The organism is Collinsella aerofaciens, assembly GCF_015670795.1.
Lineage (GTDB): Bacteria > Actinomycetota > Coriobacteriia > Coriobacteriales > Coriobacteriaceae > Collinsella > Collinsella aerofaciens_Q.
The window spans coordinates 39,045-55,873 of the sequence record NZ_JADPCJ010000006.1 but is presented as its reverse complement, the minus strand read 5'-3'; the positions used below and the strand labels follow the sequence as shown (position 1 = coordinate 55,873).

The following is a 16,829-nucleotide window of genomic DNA, read 5'->3' as shown; positions in this document are numbered from 1 at the left end:
GAAACGTCACGAAAAGCGATGTTTGAGCGCTTCGACCACGTTGGACGGGACAAACGTCGATACGTCACTGCCGAGCGAGGCGATCTGGCGAACGACCGAGCTCGAGATATAGCCGTACTGCGGCGCACTCATGACAAAGATGGACTCCAGCTCGCTATCCAGGCGATAGTTAAGGTCGGCCTGCTGCAGCTCATACTCAAAGTCGGTCATGGCGCGCAGACCCTTGACCACGGCCCCCGCCCCCTGCTCACGAGCGAAGTCGACCAAGAGGCCGGTAAAGGGCAGGACCTCGACGCCGTCGATATCACCGAGCGCCTCGCGGGCCAGCGCCACGCGCTCATCGAGCATAAACGTGGTGCCCACACCGTTTTTACCCTGCGACTCGGCCACGGCGACGATCACGCTGGGAAAGATGCGGCGGGCGCGGCGGATCACATCGATATGGCCAAACGTGATGGGATCGAAGGTGCCCGGGACGATCACGCGATTAATAGTGTCACTCATGGGCGTCCTCCGGGGATACTGCCTCGTCATTTTCGTTAGCATCAGTGCCGCCGTCCTTGCTATCGCCGACCCAACGGAGCAGGTCGACCGAGGTAATGCCGTAGCGCTTCTCACGTACAGTCTCAAAGCCTGCCGGATGCGCGCCCGCATCGGCGGCGGCATGCTCAAACAGGGCGTAAGCGCCAGACGCAAGCATACCCTGCTGAGCCAGGTCCTGCAGCAGCTCCTCGACCGGCTCGGCACCAAAAGCATAGGGCGGGTCGAGCAGGACCAGATCAAAGGGGCCGCCTGGTACACGACCGCGCGAGGCACTCACCAGCATGTCGCCCGTGACCACGCGCCAACGCGCACGGTCACGGCAGAGCGACTCGATATTCTTGCTAATGAGCCGCGCGGCGTTGCGATCGATCTCAAACGTCGTGAGCGAGCGGGCCCCACGAGAGAGCATCTCTAACCCTAAGGCGCCGGAGCCGCCAAAGGCGTCCAGCACGCGGACCTCGTCCAGATCGAAGTCGAATGCCGACATGACCATAGATGCGCACGCCTCACGCACGCGATCAGTCGTGGGGCGGGTGACATCGCGACCACGGGGCTCCTCGATCTTACGACCGCGCCATTCGCCGCCGATGATTCTCATCCTCCGCTGACCTCCTTAAAAATATGTCGATATCGCATGGCGACCGCATCGCGCAGGGGGCGCGTCGCCACGGAGTCAAGGGTGCAAGCATACCGCAAGAGCTCGACCGCGTCCAAATGGGCCCACTCGATTAGTTCCTCGTCGGCATCCAGGTCGACAAAGCGCAGAGTCACACCGCCATGCTGGCGATAACCCAGGATTTCGCCCTCGTGACGCAGACGCAGGTCCATCTGGGCGAGCGTAAAGCCATCCGCGGTTTTTTCGAGCGATTGCAGGCGATCTTGTGCTGCGGACGCGCCGCCGTTGCCCTTGGAGTGCGTCATGACCAGGCACGTGCCCGACACACTGCCACGGCCCACGCGGCCGCGCAGCTGGTGCAGGGCAGCCAATCCAAAGCGCTCGCCGTTCTCGATGACCATGACGGTGGCGTTAGGCACATCGACGCCCACCTCGACCACCGTAGTCGAGACGAGCACGTCAATCTCGGCACGCTTGAAGGCATCGATAACCTGGTCCTTCTCCCCCGCCGGCATGCGGCCGTGAAGGCGCTCGACGGTAAGCCCCGGCAACGCCAGACGCAGGCGATCGAGCTCGGTCGCCGTATCGTGCAGCGGCACGGGTACGGTTACGCGGCCCTCATCGTCGCGGGCAATACCGGGCACGTCTTCCAGCTCATCGGCCGAGTCACTCGGCTCCACGAGTGGGCAAATCACGTAGGCCTGCTGACCCTTTTCATGCGCCTCGCGGATGACGCCATAGGCGAGGTCACGGCTCGACTCGGTGAGCACGCGTGTCGTCACGCCAGCGCCGGGGACAGGCCGATGACGGATGATACTCGTGTCCAGATCGCCGTAGACCGAAAGCGCCAGCGTACGCGGGATGGGCGTTGCCGTCATAACGAGCAGATCGGCACCGGGGCCCTTCGCGCGCAGGGCGTTGCGTTGGCCGACGCCAAACCGGTGCTGCTCATCGATGACCACGAGCGACAGATGCTTGAACGCAACGTTATCCGAAAGGACCGCGTGGGTTCCAAAGAGGACGTCGAGCTCGCCTGATTCCAGCTGTGCATGGATGCGCTCGCGCTCTGCGGCCGGCGTGGCACCCGTCAGAAGCGCCCAGGACATGCCGGCCTGCGAGAGCAGAGGGCCGGTCTTATCGGCATATTGGCGCGCCAGCACGCCCGTGGGCGCCATAACGCAGGCCTGCGTGCCGCTATCGGCAGCCACAGCTAGCGCGCAGGCGGCAACGGCGGTCTTACCGGTACCGACATCGCCCAGCAGCAGACGGTTCATCACGCGCCCGCCATCGCACATGTCATGCAGGATGTCTTGGAATGCGGCCTCCTGCTCGTCGCTCAGCGAAAACGGAAGGGCCTGTTTAAGCGCGCCCAGATGCTCGCCCGCGGTGTGGGCATAGGGCACCACATCGACCAGGCCACCGTCGTTGCGCAGACGCAGCGCCAGCTGCAGGTAGAGGCACTCCTCGTAGGCAAGACGCCGGCGTGCGATGTCGCGCTCAGCCATGCTCGAGGGAAAGTGGATCGAACGCAACGCGCGGGCATTGCTCATGAGCTTCCGCTTTGCGCGCAGCGGCGCGGGAATCGGATCGAACGGATTGCCGACGACCTCGAGCGCGCCGCTTACGATGCGGCGCATCCACGCCTGGCTCACGCCATCGCTCACGTAATGGACCGGCAGAATGGTGCCTGCGGCGCGCCTGTCCTCGAGCTTTTCAAAGTGGGGCGAGGCCATCTGTTTAAAGCCGTAGGCAAACTCGACCTTGCCCATCACGGCCAGGCGGTCGCCCTGCTTAAGCTGCTGAGCAATCCAGGGCTGGCGGAAAAAGGCGACCTGCAGCACGCCCGTCTCGTCAACAAGTGAGACCTCAGTCACCTGCATGCGCGGACGCGGCTGCTTTTTGACGATACGGTCGACCGTGGCGACGATGGTGCACACGGTACCGATGGGCGCCATCTCGATAGACCAAGAACGGGTAAAGTCGAGGTATCGATGAGGGATATGGAGAAGGAGGTCCCCCACCGTCCGAATTCCCAGACGGCGAAGGGCCTCCTCACGTTTACCCGAAACACATTTGAGTCGCGCGATATCCTCGTCGAGCGCATTGCTCTGGGCAAAGCGCTCCGAGACGCGCGGCACGGAGCACAGCTCGGACATGGGCAGTTGCCTACTCGATCGAGAAGATCACGGGATAGAGCGGCTGCTCGCCACGATGGGCGTCGATCTCCAGATCGGGCTGAGCCTCCTCGATGGCGTCGACGATCTCCTGGAAGGCCTCATCGGACAGCTCCTCGCCGGCCAGAATCGTCAGCGCGTCGCCCTCCTCTTCCTCCTGCATGCGGTTGATGCAGTCGAGCGTGACCTGTTTCACGTCGGAGCCGACCACGTCGATGGAGCCGGCGATGATACCCATGACGTCACCGGAGTGAATCGGCGAGCCATCAGATGCGCTGGAGTCGCGCACGGCGCGGGTGACCTCGCCATCGCGAACCTCGCTGATGGCGTCGACCATGGCGGCGACGGCGTCCTCGAGCTCGGAATCGGGCAGGACCGCGAACAGCGCGGAGAACGCCTGCGGAACGGTCTTGGTGGGAACAACGGCAACCTTCTTGTCCGTGCAGGCAGAAGCGGCAGCCTCGGCAGCCATGCGGATGTTGCCGTTATTGGGCAGGATGATGACCGAGGTCGCGTTGACCTGGTCCACCGCGCCCAGCAGGTCGGCGGTCGAGGGATTCATAGTCTGGCCACCGGAGACGACCACGTCGACGCCAAGGGACTTGAGGATGTCAGCCTCGCCGGAACCGGCGGCAACGGCGACAAAGCCCAGCGCCTTGGCGGGCTCGGCGGCCTTTTCCTGATCCTCGTGGATCTTGGCGGTACGGTCGTGGGCCTCCATCTCCATGTTGTGGATAAAGACCTCATAGATCTGACCGAGCTGCAGCATGTGCTCGAGCACCAGGTTGGGGGTGTTGGAGTGCACATGGATCTTGTAGTCGGGATAGGCGCCCACGAGCAGCTCACAGTCGCCCATGGAGCCTAGGAACTTAAGGCACTCGTCCTCGTCAAACGGGGCGTCGGCCTTAAAGAGGAACTCGTTGCAGTAGCGGAACTCCGAGCCCTCCCAGTCGTCGTTAGCCTCGATCTCAACACGGCCAAGAGCGGCATCGCGGGCAGAGCCGGCGGAGTCAAACGTGGCGGAGAAATCCTCGACAACGGTGCTGCGGCCGAGCGCAGCGGCAACAAAGTTCTCCAGGAAGATGGCAAAGCCAAAGGCGCCGGAGTCGACCACGCCGTTCTCCTTCAGAACGGGCAACAGGTCGGGTGTGCGGGCGACGGACTGGTACGCCTCAACGACGATGGCATCGAGCGCATCCTCAGCCGAGAACTTCTTCTTCTCGCACTCATCGGCCTTGGTCGAGACATCGCGCAGGACCGTGAGGATCGTGCCCTCGATGGGCTTGCGGACAGCCTGGAAGGCAACCTTGACGGCACGACGGAAGGCGAAGGCAATGTTGGCGGACGTAATAGGCTCGTCGGCAGAGACAAGGCCCTCGGCCACGCCGCGCAGAATCTGCGACGTGATAACGCCAGAGTTACCGCGGGCACCCATCAGGGAGCCGTGGGTGATGGCGCCGGCGATGGCCTCCATATCGGCATCGGCAGGAAGGGCGGAGAGCTCCTTGGTCACCGAGGCAAGCGTGAGCGACATGTTGGTACCGGTGTCGCCGTCGGGTACGGGGAAGACGTTGAGCTTGTTGATCTCCTCGGCCTTGTCGGAAACGGCAGCCGCAGCGATCGGAAAACAGGTGCGAATGGTCTTTGCAATCATGGGTATTTGAATCTCCGTTTTCGGATGCTAGTTCAGACGGCTCTTGAGCGCGTCGATATGGATGCCGATCTTAAGGCTGGCGGGATCGATCTGGGCGATCTCCTGCAGGGTGAAGGCAACGGAGCTCGAAAGATTGTGGCAGACGGACTTCATGTTGACGCCGTTCTCGAGCACGACGTGAAGATCGACCGTAAGGCCGTTCTCGTCGGCGGAGACAAGCACGCCCTTGCGGAGGCGCTGACCGGCAAGCAGGCGCACGCTCTCGGCGCCCTGGAGCTGCTCAGCCATACCGACAACGCCATAGCACGTCATCGCGGCATAACCGGCAATATCGGCAATAACGTCGTTCGAGACGCTCAGGCTGCCGTTAATGGTCTCAGACACAAGAATCTCCTTTTCTTGGTGCTCGCGGCACCATGTCGTGGGAGCAATCATTGCATTATTCTACAACGACCGCGCCATGTTGAGGTGGCGGGCCTCGGGATTACATCCTCGACACGAAATGTTGATACGGTAACGTTCGCGAACGGCGATCGCGGCATGAAAAAACCCGCCGCATATGCGACGGGTTTTGTAACCTGGCTCCCCGGGTAGGACTCGAACCTACAACAGCGCGGTTAACAGCCGCGTGCTCTACCATTGAGCTACCGAGGAATAGGTGCGTGCTCTCAAGCAACGAAGTTTATTATACGGACGAATCAGCTTAGGGCAAGAACTTTTTTAAGAAATTTTCCGACCTAGTCGTTGGGGACGTTCTTAAACGACTAGTCATTCAAGAACGTCCCCAACGACTACATGAAAGCGCCCCCAAGCGAATGTGCTTGAGGGCGCCTCTTGCTTGACTAGCTCTCGATATAGTCCTTCAGCTTGCTGCTACGGCTGGGATGGCGGAGCTTGGCCAGGGTCTTGGACTCGATCTGGCGGATGCGCTCGCGCGTGACGCCAAACTCACGACCGACTTCCTCGAGCGTGCGGGGATGTCCGTCGACAAGGCCAAAGCGCAGTTCGATAACCTTGCGCTCACGATCGGCAAGCGAATCGAGCACCTGGGTGAGCTGCTCCTGCAGCATAGAGAAGCTGGCCGCATCGGGCGGAACGATAGCCTGGGAGTCCTCGATGAAGTCGCCCAGCTGGGAATCCTCTTCCTCGCCGATGGGGGTCTCGAGCGACACGGGCTCCTGCGAGATCTTCTGGATCTCGCGGACGCGGTCGGCGCTCATGTCCATCTCGGCACCGATCTCTTCGGGGGTCGGGTCGCGGCCCAGGTCCTGAAGGAGCTGACGCTGCACGCGGACGAGTTTGTTGATAGTCTCGACCATGTGCACGGGAATACGGATGGTACGGGCCTGGTCGGCGATAGCGCGCGTAATGGCCTGACGGATCCACCACGTGGCGTACGTGGAGAACTTAAAGCCCTTCTGGTAGTCGAACTTCTCGACGGCGCGGATCAGACCGAGGTTGCCCTCCTGAATCAGGTCGAGGAACAGCATGCCGCGACCGACATAGCGCTTGGCGATGGAGACGACCAGACGAAGGTTTGCGCTGATGAGCGCCTGCTTGGCTTCGAGGCCCACGTTCTCAATGCGCGTAAGACGACGCATCTCGGCACGCGTGAGTTCGAGCTCACCAGCATCGGCAGCCTCGAGCTTCTCGGTAGCCTCGAGACCGGCCTCGATCTTCATAGCCAGATCGACCTCTTCGGAGGCGGTCAACAGGTCGACCTTGCCGATCTCCTTGAGGTACATACGGACCGGGTCGCCGGTCAGCATCACCGTGGAGGCATCGATGCCACGCACGCGGGAGCGTGAACGGGACGTGCGCACGGTGCGCTTCTTCTTGTTCTTGGAAGAACCCATCTCAGCGTCGGCCTGACGGGCCATCTTGAGCTCGTGCTCGTCGTCGTCATCGAAATCGTCGGTATCGGTATCGGTATCGGTATCGTCATCGTCGACACCCATGGGGGCGTCGTCGTTACCGCTCGCGGAGATAATCTGGATGCCGCTGTTGCGCAGCGCGGAATACACCGCGGTGAGCTGCTCGTCAGAAACATCGATATCCTTCAGGGCGACCTGAATCTCGTCCTCGGTTACCGAAGTCCTGTTTGAGCCGTTGCCCATGAGCTTTGCAACGTAGGATTCCAGCCCAGTACCCGTGCTCTCAGTCTTTTTTGGCACAGATTCTCCCTTCATAGTCCACAGGACTCAATACTTTAGCACACACATTGACGTCTATACCCAAAAAGAAGACTGGATATAGGCGAGAATACGCTGGTTGACCACAACATCTAGGCTTGTTCGGTGCCCGCGGCCTCCAGGCCGATCAAACGGAACGGGTCCGCCACGCCGCCGATCGACTTTTGCAGTTCGCGTTGACGTTGCGAATCCTGCGCGGCCTGCACGGTCAGCGCGCGACGGGCCTCATCATCGAGTGAACGGTCCTGGCGCAGCTTGGCCTGTGCGGCACGCATGCGACGCTTGATGGTGTAGAGCTCAAGCGTATCAAGCATAAACACGATGTTCGTCTCGGTGGGGTGCTTGCTCGTCGCGGAGATGCGCCCGGCACTCACAAGCGTTGCCGCATCGGGACACACTGAGCGCGCCGCATCCATGCAGGCTGCAGGATCGGTTCCCGGCGGCGTTGCCAGAACGGCCCATGCAATGGACTCGTGACGCGGGTCAACCCACTCGATGGAGCAGATGCGGTCGGCATACGTGCGGAACAGGTCGGGGTAGCTCGTGAGCATCGTCAACAGCTCGCGCTCCCCTGCCAAGGACTTGCGTTCAAGATCGGTAAGAACCATCGGCGCCGCCGCAGCCGGTGCGCCCGAACCGTCAGCCACAGGCACAGCGCCCATACCATCAGGCACATCGATCGGCGGCAGGTCGTCGACGACCTCCACGGGCGCGGCGCCGTAGGCATCGAGCGGGACGTAGTCGTACGGCTCTTCTTCGACCGGCGCGGACACCGGCGGCGTCGCGCCCGATGCCCAAGCACCGCGACCGGCATCGCGAGAACCCGACGCCCGACCGCCCGCGCTACCGGACCGCTCAGTCTGTGCCCGTTGGCGCTCATAGTTCTGCTCACGACGTCGTTCCGCATCCTCGCGCTTGGCGACATCGCGAAACACACGACCCGAGCTCGCGCGCACCGTCTCCAGATCCAAACCCAGCAGATCGGCAATCTGGATAAAGTACGTGTCGATCATATAGCTGTTGCGCAACGGATAGATAAGCGTCAGCGCATCTTCCAGCGCCTTAGCGCGACCGCCCGGCGTGGTGATGTCACTCGACTCCTGCAGCGAACGGTAGACAAAGTCCATAAGCGGCTCGGCAGCGTCGATGCGCGTCTGCAGTGCCTCGCCACCATGTGCGGTGATGAACTCCATGGGGTCGTTGCCGTCGGGGAGCACCACGCAGCGCAGGTCCATGGAATCCTGCTCGATAAACTGAATCGCGCGACGGGCGGCCTTCTGGCCCGCTGCATCGCCGTCGAACATATACACGATGCGCTTGGCAAAGCGAGTGAGCGTCTTGACGTGGTGCTCCGTGAGGGCGGTGCCCAGCGTGGCAACAACGTTTTTAATCCCCGCCTCCCAGCAGGCGATGCAATCGGTATAGCCCTCTACCACGATGGCGGTATCCTGCGCGACGATAAACTCCTTGGCCCAATTAAAGCCGTAGAGGTTTCGCTTTTTATGAAACACGCTCGTCTCGGCGGTGTTGAGATACTTAGGCTGGCCGTCGCCCATAATGCGACCGCCAAAGGCAATGTTGTGACCCTGCTCGTCAAAGATGGGGAACATCACGCGGTCGTAAAAGCGGTCGGCAAGCTGCCCGCGCCCGCGACTCACGGCAACGTTGGCGTCGATCATCTCCTGCGGGGTAAAACCCGCCTGGGACAGGTGCGACACCAGCGCGTTACGGCCCGGTGCAAAGCCCAGGCAGTAGCGGCGGCAGACGTCGCCGCCCATGCCGCGGCTGGCAAAGTACTCGCGCGGACGGCCGTCCTTACCGCGCATGAGCATGGTGTGGTAGAACTGGGCGGTCTCGGCGCACAGATCGTAGATGCGGGCACGCTTGGTGCCGCGCTCGCGGCGATCTCCGGTGTCATGCAGCTCAATACCCGCGCGATCGGCCAAGTAACGGATTGACTCGGGAAAGCTCAGGTTCTCGCGCTTCATGATATACGTGAAAACGTCGCCACCCTCGCCGCAACCAAAGCAATGCCACACCTGCGTGGCGGGGATAATGTGGAAGGACGGCGTCTTCTCGCCATGGAAGGGGCAGCATCCCCAAAACTCATGGCCGCGAGGCTTGAGCTCGACCGTTTCCTGCACGATGGCAACCAGGTCAGACGCAGCGCGTACCTGGTCTTTTTCCTCATCGCTAATCACGGATGCTCACCCCCTGATCGCCCAAGTTGTGACGAATATCCTCGATATTACCCTCGACGGTCGCGATCAACTCATCCAGCGAATCGAACACACGCGAGGGACGCAGCCAGCGCGTAAACGCCAGCGAAACGGAAGCGCCGTACAGGTCGCCCGTATAACCAATTAAATTAGCCTCGAGATGCGCAGATGCCGCATCGTCAGCATACGTTGGCGGCAGGCCGACGTTCACAGCAGCGGGCCACGCGGTGTCATCGACCAGCACCAGACCCTCATACACGCCATCGGCTGGCACCTGAATGCCGTCGGGAACCTGCAAGTTTGCCGTGGGAAAGCCCATGCCAGAACCCTCGTGACGGCCGCGAATAACACCGCCACGCACCATATACGGACGGCCGAGTAACCCAGCAGCAAGCTCCACATGGCCCTGTCCCAGCTCATGACGAATGCGGGTGGCGCAAATGGCCTCACCGCCCTCGCAAAGCAGGTCGTGACCATACACGTCAACGCCGTGCTCAGAACCCCAGGAGCGCATCTCGGCAACACCAGAAGCACCGCCACGACCCAGCCTAAAGTCACTGCCAACGCGAATCGATCGAATGTCGACCAGACGCGACACCAGCGAGAGAAAATCAACATGGTCAAGCGCCGCAACCTCAGGCGTAAAGGGAACGGCCACCACCGCATCGACCCCAGTTTGAGCCAGGGCATGCAGACGGTCGGCCGTCGTCATCAATTTTTGAGCGGGCGAAGGGCTCACCACGACGTCCGGGTCGGGATCGAAGGTAACTACGACCGCCTTGCAGCCATGGGCACGGGCATCACGGACAAGCGCCGCAATGAGCTCCTGGTGTCCACGGTGAACGCCGTCGAACACGCCGATGGCAATCGATGCGGCACCCAGGTGCTCACACTTATCAAACACATCGGCAGTAACGATGCGAGCCTCGTCCGACTCGCCCGCGAAAAAGATACGCGCGAGCTCGCGAACGGACAACATCATCGAACACCGCCGATTGCCTGCGGAAACACGTGCTCCATGACAAAGCGGCCGCCCTCAATGCGGGCGAGCGCCTTGAGTCCCCCATCGAGCACCAACGCAAACGGCGCCTTCGAGGCATCGAAATCGGCAAGCGCACGCTCAACGGGAATGCGTCGGCCGCAGAGCAGGTCGTCGGCAAGATTGCCCGGCAAGTCAACACGTGTGGCGCCCAGGGCCGCAATGGGATCCAGGGCAAAGCCAGCCGCGGACTCGGGAGAAAGCTCCTCGACCGCATGACAAGCGCCAATGGAAACAACACCGGAGGCCGTGCGGCGCAGCGCGGAAATGCGCGCGGCGCTCTCGCAGGCGCGGCCCAAGTCGCGAGCGAGCGCACGGATATAGGTGCCCTTGCTTACCGAAAACGCCACGGTCCACACACACGTATCACCCTCGCCGCCCACGGCGATCAGGTCGGCGGCATAGACCTCGACGGGGCGCGGAGGTAGGTCCACCGCATTGCCCTCGCGAGCAGACTTGTAGGCGCGAACGCCATTGACCGAGATAGCCGAAAACGCCGGCGGCACCTGCATCTGCGGACCCAGCATGGCGGCCAAGCGCTCACGCGCATAGGCAGGATCGCGGAGCTCGTCGGCAACAGCCACCGTGCGGACCGCCTCGCCCTCCGCATCATCGGTATTGGTCTCGGAGCCAAACGAAATGTCGGCGACGTAGTTTTTCGTATTGAGCGTGAGCATACCCAGCAAACGGGTGGCCTGACCCACGCCCACAACCATGACACCCGATGCCATGGGGTCGAGCGTACCGGCATGGCCGACGCGCCGCTCATGGAGAGCGCGTCGGCATTGCGAGACCACGTCATGGGACGTGCAGCCCACCGGCTTATCGACGGCGAGCAGCATATTCAATTGAGAAGGCGTACGACGAGCCATGTACCATCCAATAAGTTAGAGCTCGACGGTCACCGAAGCGGGATCCTCCCCCACCAGCTCGGCCAGCATGGGAAGTGCCACGGCGAGCGTCTCGCGAATCGTTCCGTTGTTGGTAAAACCGGCGGCGGCATGATGCCCGCCACCGCCAAAGTTGGCAGCGATCTCGGACACATCGAGGTCACCCTTGGAGCGCAGGTTGCCGCGCACCTTGGTATCGCCGTCAATGCCCTTTAAGAAAAGACAGACCTCGACGCCCATCACCGAACGTACCACATCGACCAGACCGTCACATTCATCCGAGGTGACGCCGCAGGCCTCAAGGTCGCTCTGGAAGGCATAGCTATACGCCACGCGCCCGTGCGCGACCGTCTTAATACGGCCCATGACAATGGACTTGAGGTGCAAAAACTCGACGCGCATGCTCTGATAGACCTCGAGAGCAACACGAGCCGGATCGGCACCATGTGCTACCAGGCGCGAAGCAGCGTGGAACGCGGCAGCATCGGCGTTCTGGTACTGAAAACGACCGGTGTCGGTCACCAAGCCGCACAGCAAGCAAGTCGCAACGCCATCACGGGCGACGATGCCGCAATTATCCAAGAAACGGTCGATGATCATGGCGCAGGCCGCGGCATCGACACGCCTCAGGCTCAGCTCGGTAAACTCCTCGCGCGCCGGATGGTGGTCGAAGCACACCACATGCTTGGAGCGGCGAAGTACCTCGGCCGAGTTGTTGAGGCGCTCGACGACCGGCACATCCACCGAGATAAACAGGTCCGGATTGCCGGTGTACGCAGATGCGGGCACCAAGCGATCGGCGCCCTCCATAAAGCGGTAGATGCGCGGCACCGGGTCATCGTCTGCCAGCAGCAGCGCAATGTCCTTGTTGGGGAAAAACTTCATAAGCGATAAGCCAAGGCCCAGCACGGAGCCCAGGGCGTCACCATCGGGAGACGTATGTCCCGAAATCGCAATGGAGGACGCACCCTCGATGAGCTCGAGGATGCGTCGCGTAATATCTGCAGACTCGCCAGCGGCGAGATCAGCGGAATTAGTCATCTAAAGCTGCCTCCTGGGCGGCATCCGCTATGGGGTAGCCGTCCTCGTCCTTTTCGATCGCCAGCGTGGCCGGAACGTTTTCCAGCGCACGCGTGATGCGCTCGGCCTCATCGGTCGAGCGATCGATGCGAAAATCGAGCTCGGGCGTGACACGCCAATCGAGCGAGCGGGCCAGCAGGCTGCGAATGCGGCCCTTGGCGCTGGCGAGCGCCTCCATGACCTCGTCGTAGCGGCTCGCATCGCACGACACGTACACGCGCGCGAACGAACGGTCCACCGCGACCTCGACCGCAGTCAGGGTGACCAGGTCGAGGCGCGGATCGGAAACCTCAAAGAGCAGGATATAACCGAGCTTCTCGCGAAGCTGCTCGCCCAGTCGGCGGGTTGCCTGCGTTTGCTTCATAGCGCTACCCCCTACTCGGTACGGGCAACCTGGTCGATGCGGTAACCCTCGATCTGATCGCCGGGCTTGATGTCCTGGAAGTTCTCCAGGCCAATGCCGCCCTCGGAACCGCTCTTAAGGCTCTTGGCCTCATCCTTGTAGTGGCGCATCGAGGCGATCTTGCCGTTGAAGACCACGATGCCGTCGCGCACCAGGCGCACGGAATCGGTCGCGGCGATCTGGCCCTCTTCGACGCGGACACCGGCGGCGATGCCGACTTTGGGCACCTTGAAGGTGTCCAGGACGGTCGCGGTACCCGTGGAGACCTCGACCTCGGTAGGCTTGAGCATGCCGATACGGGCAGCGTCGAGCTCCTCGAGGCACTTGTAGATAACGTCGTAGCAACGGATCTCGACGCCCTCGCGCTCGGCAGCTGAGCGGGCCTTGCCGTCGGGACGCACGCCAAAGCCGATGATGATGGCATTGGAGGCGTCTGCCAGGACGACGTCGGTCTCGTTGATGGCACCGACCGCGGAGTGGATCGTGTTGATGCGCACCTCGGACTGATCCATCTTGTCGAGCGAGTCCTGAAGGGCCTCGATAGAACCCTGGACGTCGGCCTTGATGATCAGGTTGAGCTCCTTGACCTCGGCGTCGGCGATGGTCTCGAAGAGGTTCTCGAGCGTGACGTGCTTCACGCGGCTCTGCTCCTCGATACGGGCCTTGAGCGAACGCTCATCAGCCAGGGCGCGAGCCTCGCGCTCGTCCTCGAAAACACGGAACTCGTCGCCGGCGTTGGGCACGGACTGCAGGCCCAGGATCTCGACGGCGTCGGAGGGACCGGCCTCGGTGACGGCGTTGCCCTTGGGGTCGAGCATGGCGCGGACGCGGCCGTAGGTAAGGCCAGCGACCAGCGTATCGCCCACGTGCAGGGTACCGCGGGTCACGAGCACCGTGGCAACCGAACCGCGGCCCTTGTCGAGCTTGGCCTCGAGGACGTTACCGGAGGCAAAGGTGTCGGGGTTGGCCTTGAGCTCGAGCACGTCGGCCTGGAGCAGCACGGTCTCGAGCAGGTCGTCGATACCGATCTTCTGCTTGGCCGAAATGTTGACGAACATGTTCTGTCCGCCCCACTCCTCGGGGATGATGCCGTACTCGGTGAGCTCCTGGCGCACGCGGTCGGGGTTGGCGCCCGGCTTATCGATCTTGTTGACGGCGACGACGATGGGTACGCCGGCGGCCTTGGCGTGGTTGATCGACTCGATGGTCTGAGGCATGACGCCGTCGTCGGCAGCCACGATCAGAATGACGATGTCGGTCACCTTGGCGCCGCGAGCACGCATGGCCGTAAAGGTCGCGTGACCGGGGGTATCGATGAAGGTGATCTTGCGGTCGTTGATCATGACCTGCGAAGCGCCGATAGCCTGCGTAATGCCGCCCGCCTCGCCGGCAGCGACGCCGGTGTGACGGATGGCGTCGAGCAGCGACGTCTTGCCGTGGTCGACGTGACCCATGACGGTGACGACCGGGGCGCGCGGCTTAAGGTCGGCGGGATCGTCGTAGAACGAGAAGGTGTTCTCCTCCTCGGGGGTGATGATCTTGATCTGACGGCCCAGGTCGTCGGCAACCAGCTCGACGAGGTCGTCGGACATGGACTGCGTCATGGTGAGCGGCGTGCCCAGCAGGAACAGGCGTTTGATGATGTCGTTGGCCGGAACGTCGAGCGCCTCGGCGAGCTCCTGGACCGTAACGCCCTGGGAGACCTTGATGGCATCGAGCTCCTCGGGGTTCACGCCCTGGGCCAATGCCTCCTCTATCTTGCGCTCCTCCTGAGCCTTTGCAGCCTCGCGCTCGCGCTTCTCCTTGCGCTTCTTACGACGACCGGTGGACTCGCGAGAGGCCTCCTCGACGGCGGCACGAGCCTCCTCGAGCACCTTCTCGCGACTGTACTCCTCGGCCTCGCGAGCCATGCGGCTGTAGTGGTCCTCTTCGTTGTTGTGGCCACCCTTGCGCTTTTTGCCCTTGCCCTGCTTATCGGGGTTGGGGAAGTCCATGCCGGCAGCGACATTGTTGCTGGCGTTGGTGCGATGGCTATGCGGACGGCTCTCAGAGGCGTTGCGCTCGGAATTGTTATCGGAGGCATTGCGGTCATTACGACGACCACCACGACGATCGTTATTGCCGCGACGGTTACCGCGCTCGGCGGCGCGCTCGGCCTTGGCCTTGTTCTCGGCGTCCTTCTTCTCCTTGAGCACGGTCTCCTGCGCGGCGATCTGGTCGAGCAGCGAGCGGAAACGCGACCCGGAGTCAGAAGCGGGGACGGCGCGACGCTGGGCCTCGCGGGCAGCCTCTTCCTTTTCGCGGGCAAGGCGCTCCTGCTCGACCTTCTTCTTGGCCTCGGCCTCGGCGCGGGCGGCCTCCTCGGCAGCCTGGGCAGCGGCGAACTGGCGGCGCTCCTCCTCGCGTGCCTTCTCGGCAGCGATGCGCTCGCGCTCGGCCTCGGCGGCACGCGCGGCCTCCTCGGCGGCGGCAGCCTGCTCCTCGGCCTGCTTGGCGGCCTCGACTTCCTGGGCGCGGGCCTCGATCACCGGGGCGAGCTGCTTGCGGACCATGGCGACGTAGGCGTCCTCCAGGGCGGAGGAAGCGGACTTAGCGGGAATCTTCATATCGGCGAGATGACCCATCAGTTCCTTGGAGGTCATGCCGAACTCTTTGGCCAGGGTGGACACACGGACTTTTGCCATATGACTTCACCTACCCTTTCTGGCACCTTGGTGCCTAAAGACTGAACGAGCGTGGGAGATGCGCCGAAACCTGTCCGGCGCGACCGCGCGCTAGATCAGGTCCTCCGCATCATCGAAGGCGTCGGTGTCGTGGACACCGCAGAAACGGGAGCCGGGACGGGCCTGGTTGCGGCACTGGATGCCGTCCTCGGACACGAACTCGCAGCGACGGACGTCGTCCTCCTCGTCACCGATCAGGTCGGCGGCGGGCTCCTCATGAACGGGGACGTTCTTGAGGATGTCGGCGGCAAGGGTCTCGGACTTGATATCGATGTGCCAGCCGGTCAGGCGAGCGGCGAGGCGGGCGTTCTGGCCCTCCTTGCCAATGGCGAGGGACAGCTGGTCGTCGGGCACGATGACGCCGGCGTAGGCCTTCTCCTCGTCGATGAGGACGCGGGTGACCTTGGCAGGCGACAGAGCATTGGCGACATAGACGGCCGGGTCGGCATCCCACAGGATGACGTCGACGCGCTCGCCGCGAAGCTCGCCCACGACGGCGCGAACGCGGCTGCCCTTGGGGCCGACGCAGGCGCCAACGGGATCCAGGCGGTCGTCGAGCGAATGGACGGCGACCTTGGAGCGCTGGCCGGGCTCGCGGGCGATCGACTTGATCTGAACGGTGCCCTCATAGATCTCGGGCACCTCCTGCTCAAACAGACGACGCATGAGCTCGGGGTGGGTACGGGAGATGACAATCGGCGGACGGCTGTGCTCGCCACGAACCGGCTGCAGGTTGGAGTTGGGGTCGCGAACGTCGATGATCACGGCCTTGATGTGCTGGTTGTGCAGGTAGCGCTCGCCCATCGGACGCTCGTTGCGCTCGTTCTCGTAACGGCGCTGGTCGAAGTGCGGCAGCTCGGCCTCGACGCCCTCGCGAATCTTGACGATCGTGAAGTCGGGCGTGGACTGCAGCACGGTACCGCTGATGAGGTCACCGATGCGGCCAGAGAACTCCTCGTAGATCTGCTCGCGGGCGGAGTTGCGCACGATGGCGTTGATCTCGGCCTTGGCGTGCTGGGCGGCGATGCGGCTCGTGTTCTTGGGGGTGACGTCGATCTCCTCGAACTCGGTGAAATTGCCCTCCTCGTCCATGGAATCGTCGATCGGCTCCAGGCGGTAGACGTAGATCTTGCCGGTGGTGCGGTCGATGGTCACCTTGGCGCCCCACTCAAGATGCAGGATCTCGGCATAGCTCTTGGCGAGCGACTGCTCCAGGCGGTCGATCAGGTAGAGCTGGTCGATGTGCTTCTCCTGGCAAAGCTCCATCAGGGCGGACATCATGTCGGATGCTGCCAT

The 16,829-nt window shown here is 62.6% G+C and carries 13 protein-coding genes and 1 tRNA gene; all 14 read right to left on the bottom strand.

Going from position 1 to position 16,829, the window contains the following annotated elements:
- Positions 1-6 precede the first annotated feature (6 nt).
- Positions 7-504 (bottom strand): pantetheine-phosphate adenylyltransferase, encoded by a 498-nt coding sequence (gene coaD / locus I4W09_RS03370; RefSeq protein WP_195503188.1) that lies wholly within the window; start codon positions 502-504, stop codon positions 7-9.
- A complete protein-coding gene (gene rsmD, locus I4W09_RS03365; RefSeq protein WP_196031853.1) occupies positions 497-1,141 on the bottom strand; it encodes a 16S rRNA (guanine(966)-N(2))-methyltransferase RsmD in 645 nt (214 codons plus the stop codon). Before rsmD ends, coaD begins: the two co-directional genes overlap by 8 nt.
- On the bottom strand, positions 1,138-3,315 hold the full coding sequence (gene recG / locus I4W09_RS03360) for an ATP-dependent DNA helicase RecG (RefSeq protein ID WP_196031850.1): 2,178 nt from the start codon (positions 3,313-3,315) through the stop codon (positions 1,138-1,140). Before recG ends, rsmD begins: the two co-directional genes overlap by 4 nt.
- 10 nt (positions 3,316-3,325) lie before the next feature.
- Positions 3,326-4,987 carry a DAK2 domain-containing protein gene (locus tag I4W09_RS03355; protein WP_055309525.1) on the bottom strand — a complete coding sequence of 554 codons (1,662 nt, stop codon included), beginning with the start codon at positions 4,985-4,987 and terminating at the stop codon, positions 3,326-3,328.
- A 27-nt stretch (positions 4,988-5,014) separates the two neighbouring features.
- A complete protein-coding gene (locus I4W09_RS03350; protein WP_022093773.1) occupies positions 5,015-5,371 on the bottom strand; it encodes an Asp23/Gls24 family envelope stress response protein in 357 nt (118 codons plus the stop codon).
- Between the two features lie 195 nt (positions 5,372-5,566).
- A tRNA-Asn gene (locus tag I4W09_RS03345) sits at positions 5,567-5,641 on the bottom strand.
- Between the two features lie 188 nt (positions 5,642-5,829).
- Entirely contained in the window at positions 5,830-7,161 is a 1,332-nt protein-coding gene (gene rpoD, locus I4W09_RS03340) for an RNA polymerase sigma factor RpoD (RefSeq protein WP_196031847.1), read from the bottom strand.
- 110 nt (positions 7,162-7,271) lie between these two features.
- Positions 7,272-9,380 (bottom strand): DNA primase, encoded by a 2,109-nt coding sequence (gene dnaG / locus I4W09_RS03335; RefSeq protein ID WP_148332830.1) that lies wholly within the window; start codon positions 9,378-9,380, stop codon positions 7,272-7,274.
- Positions 9,373-10,380, bottom strand: a complete 1,008-nt coding sequence (ribF, locus tag I4W09_RS03330) for a riboflavin biosynthesis protein RibF (protein WP_230318654.1) — start codon at positions 10,378-10,380, stop codon at positions 9,373-9,375. The genes dnaG and ribF overlap by 8 nt, the downstream gene beginning before the upstream one ends.
- Entirely contained in the window at positions 10,377-11,309 is a 933-nt protein-coding gene (gene truB, locus I4W09_RS03325) for a tRNA pseudouridine(55) synthase TruB (RefSeq protein WP_196031844.1), read from the bottom strand. Before truB ends, ribF begins: the two co-directional genes overlap by 4 nt.
- A gap of 15 nt (positions 11,310-11,324) precedes the next feature.
- On the bottom strand, positions 11,325-12,368 hold the full coding sequence (locus I4W09_RS03320) for a DHH family phosphoesterase (RefSeq protein WP_196031841.1): 1,044 nt from the start codon (positions 12,366-12,368) through the stop codon (positions 11,325-11,327).
- Entirely contained in the window at positions 12,361-12,771 is a 411-nt protein-coding gene (gene rbfA, locus I4W09_RS03315; RefSeq protein ID WP_006234038.1) for a 30S ribosome-binding factor RbfA, read from the bottom strand. The genes I4W09_RS03320 and rbfA overlap by 8 nt, the downstream gene beginning before the upstream one ends.
- A gap of 11 nt (positions 12,772-12,782) precedes the next feature.
- Positions 12,783-15,494 carry a translation initiation factor IF-2 gene (gene infB / locus I4W09_RS03310; protein WP_196031838.1) on the bottom strand — a complete coding sequence of 904 codons (2,712 nt, stop codon included), beginning with the start codon at positions 15,492-15,494 and terminating at the stop codon, positions 12,783-12,785.
- A gap of 90 nt (positions 15,495-15,584) precedes the next feature.
- Positions 15,585-16,829 (bottom strand): transcription termination factor NusA, encoded by a 1,245-nt coding sequence (gene nusA, locus I4W09_RS03305; RefSeq protein WP_196031835.1) that lies wholly within the window; start codon positions 16,827-16,829, stop codon positions 15,585-15,587.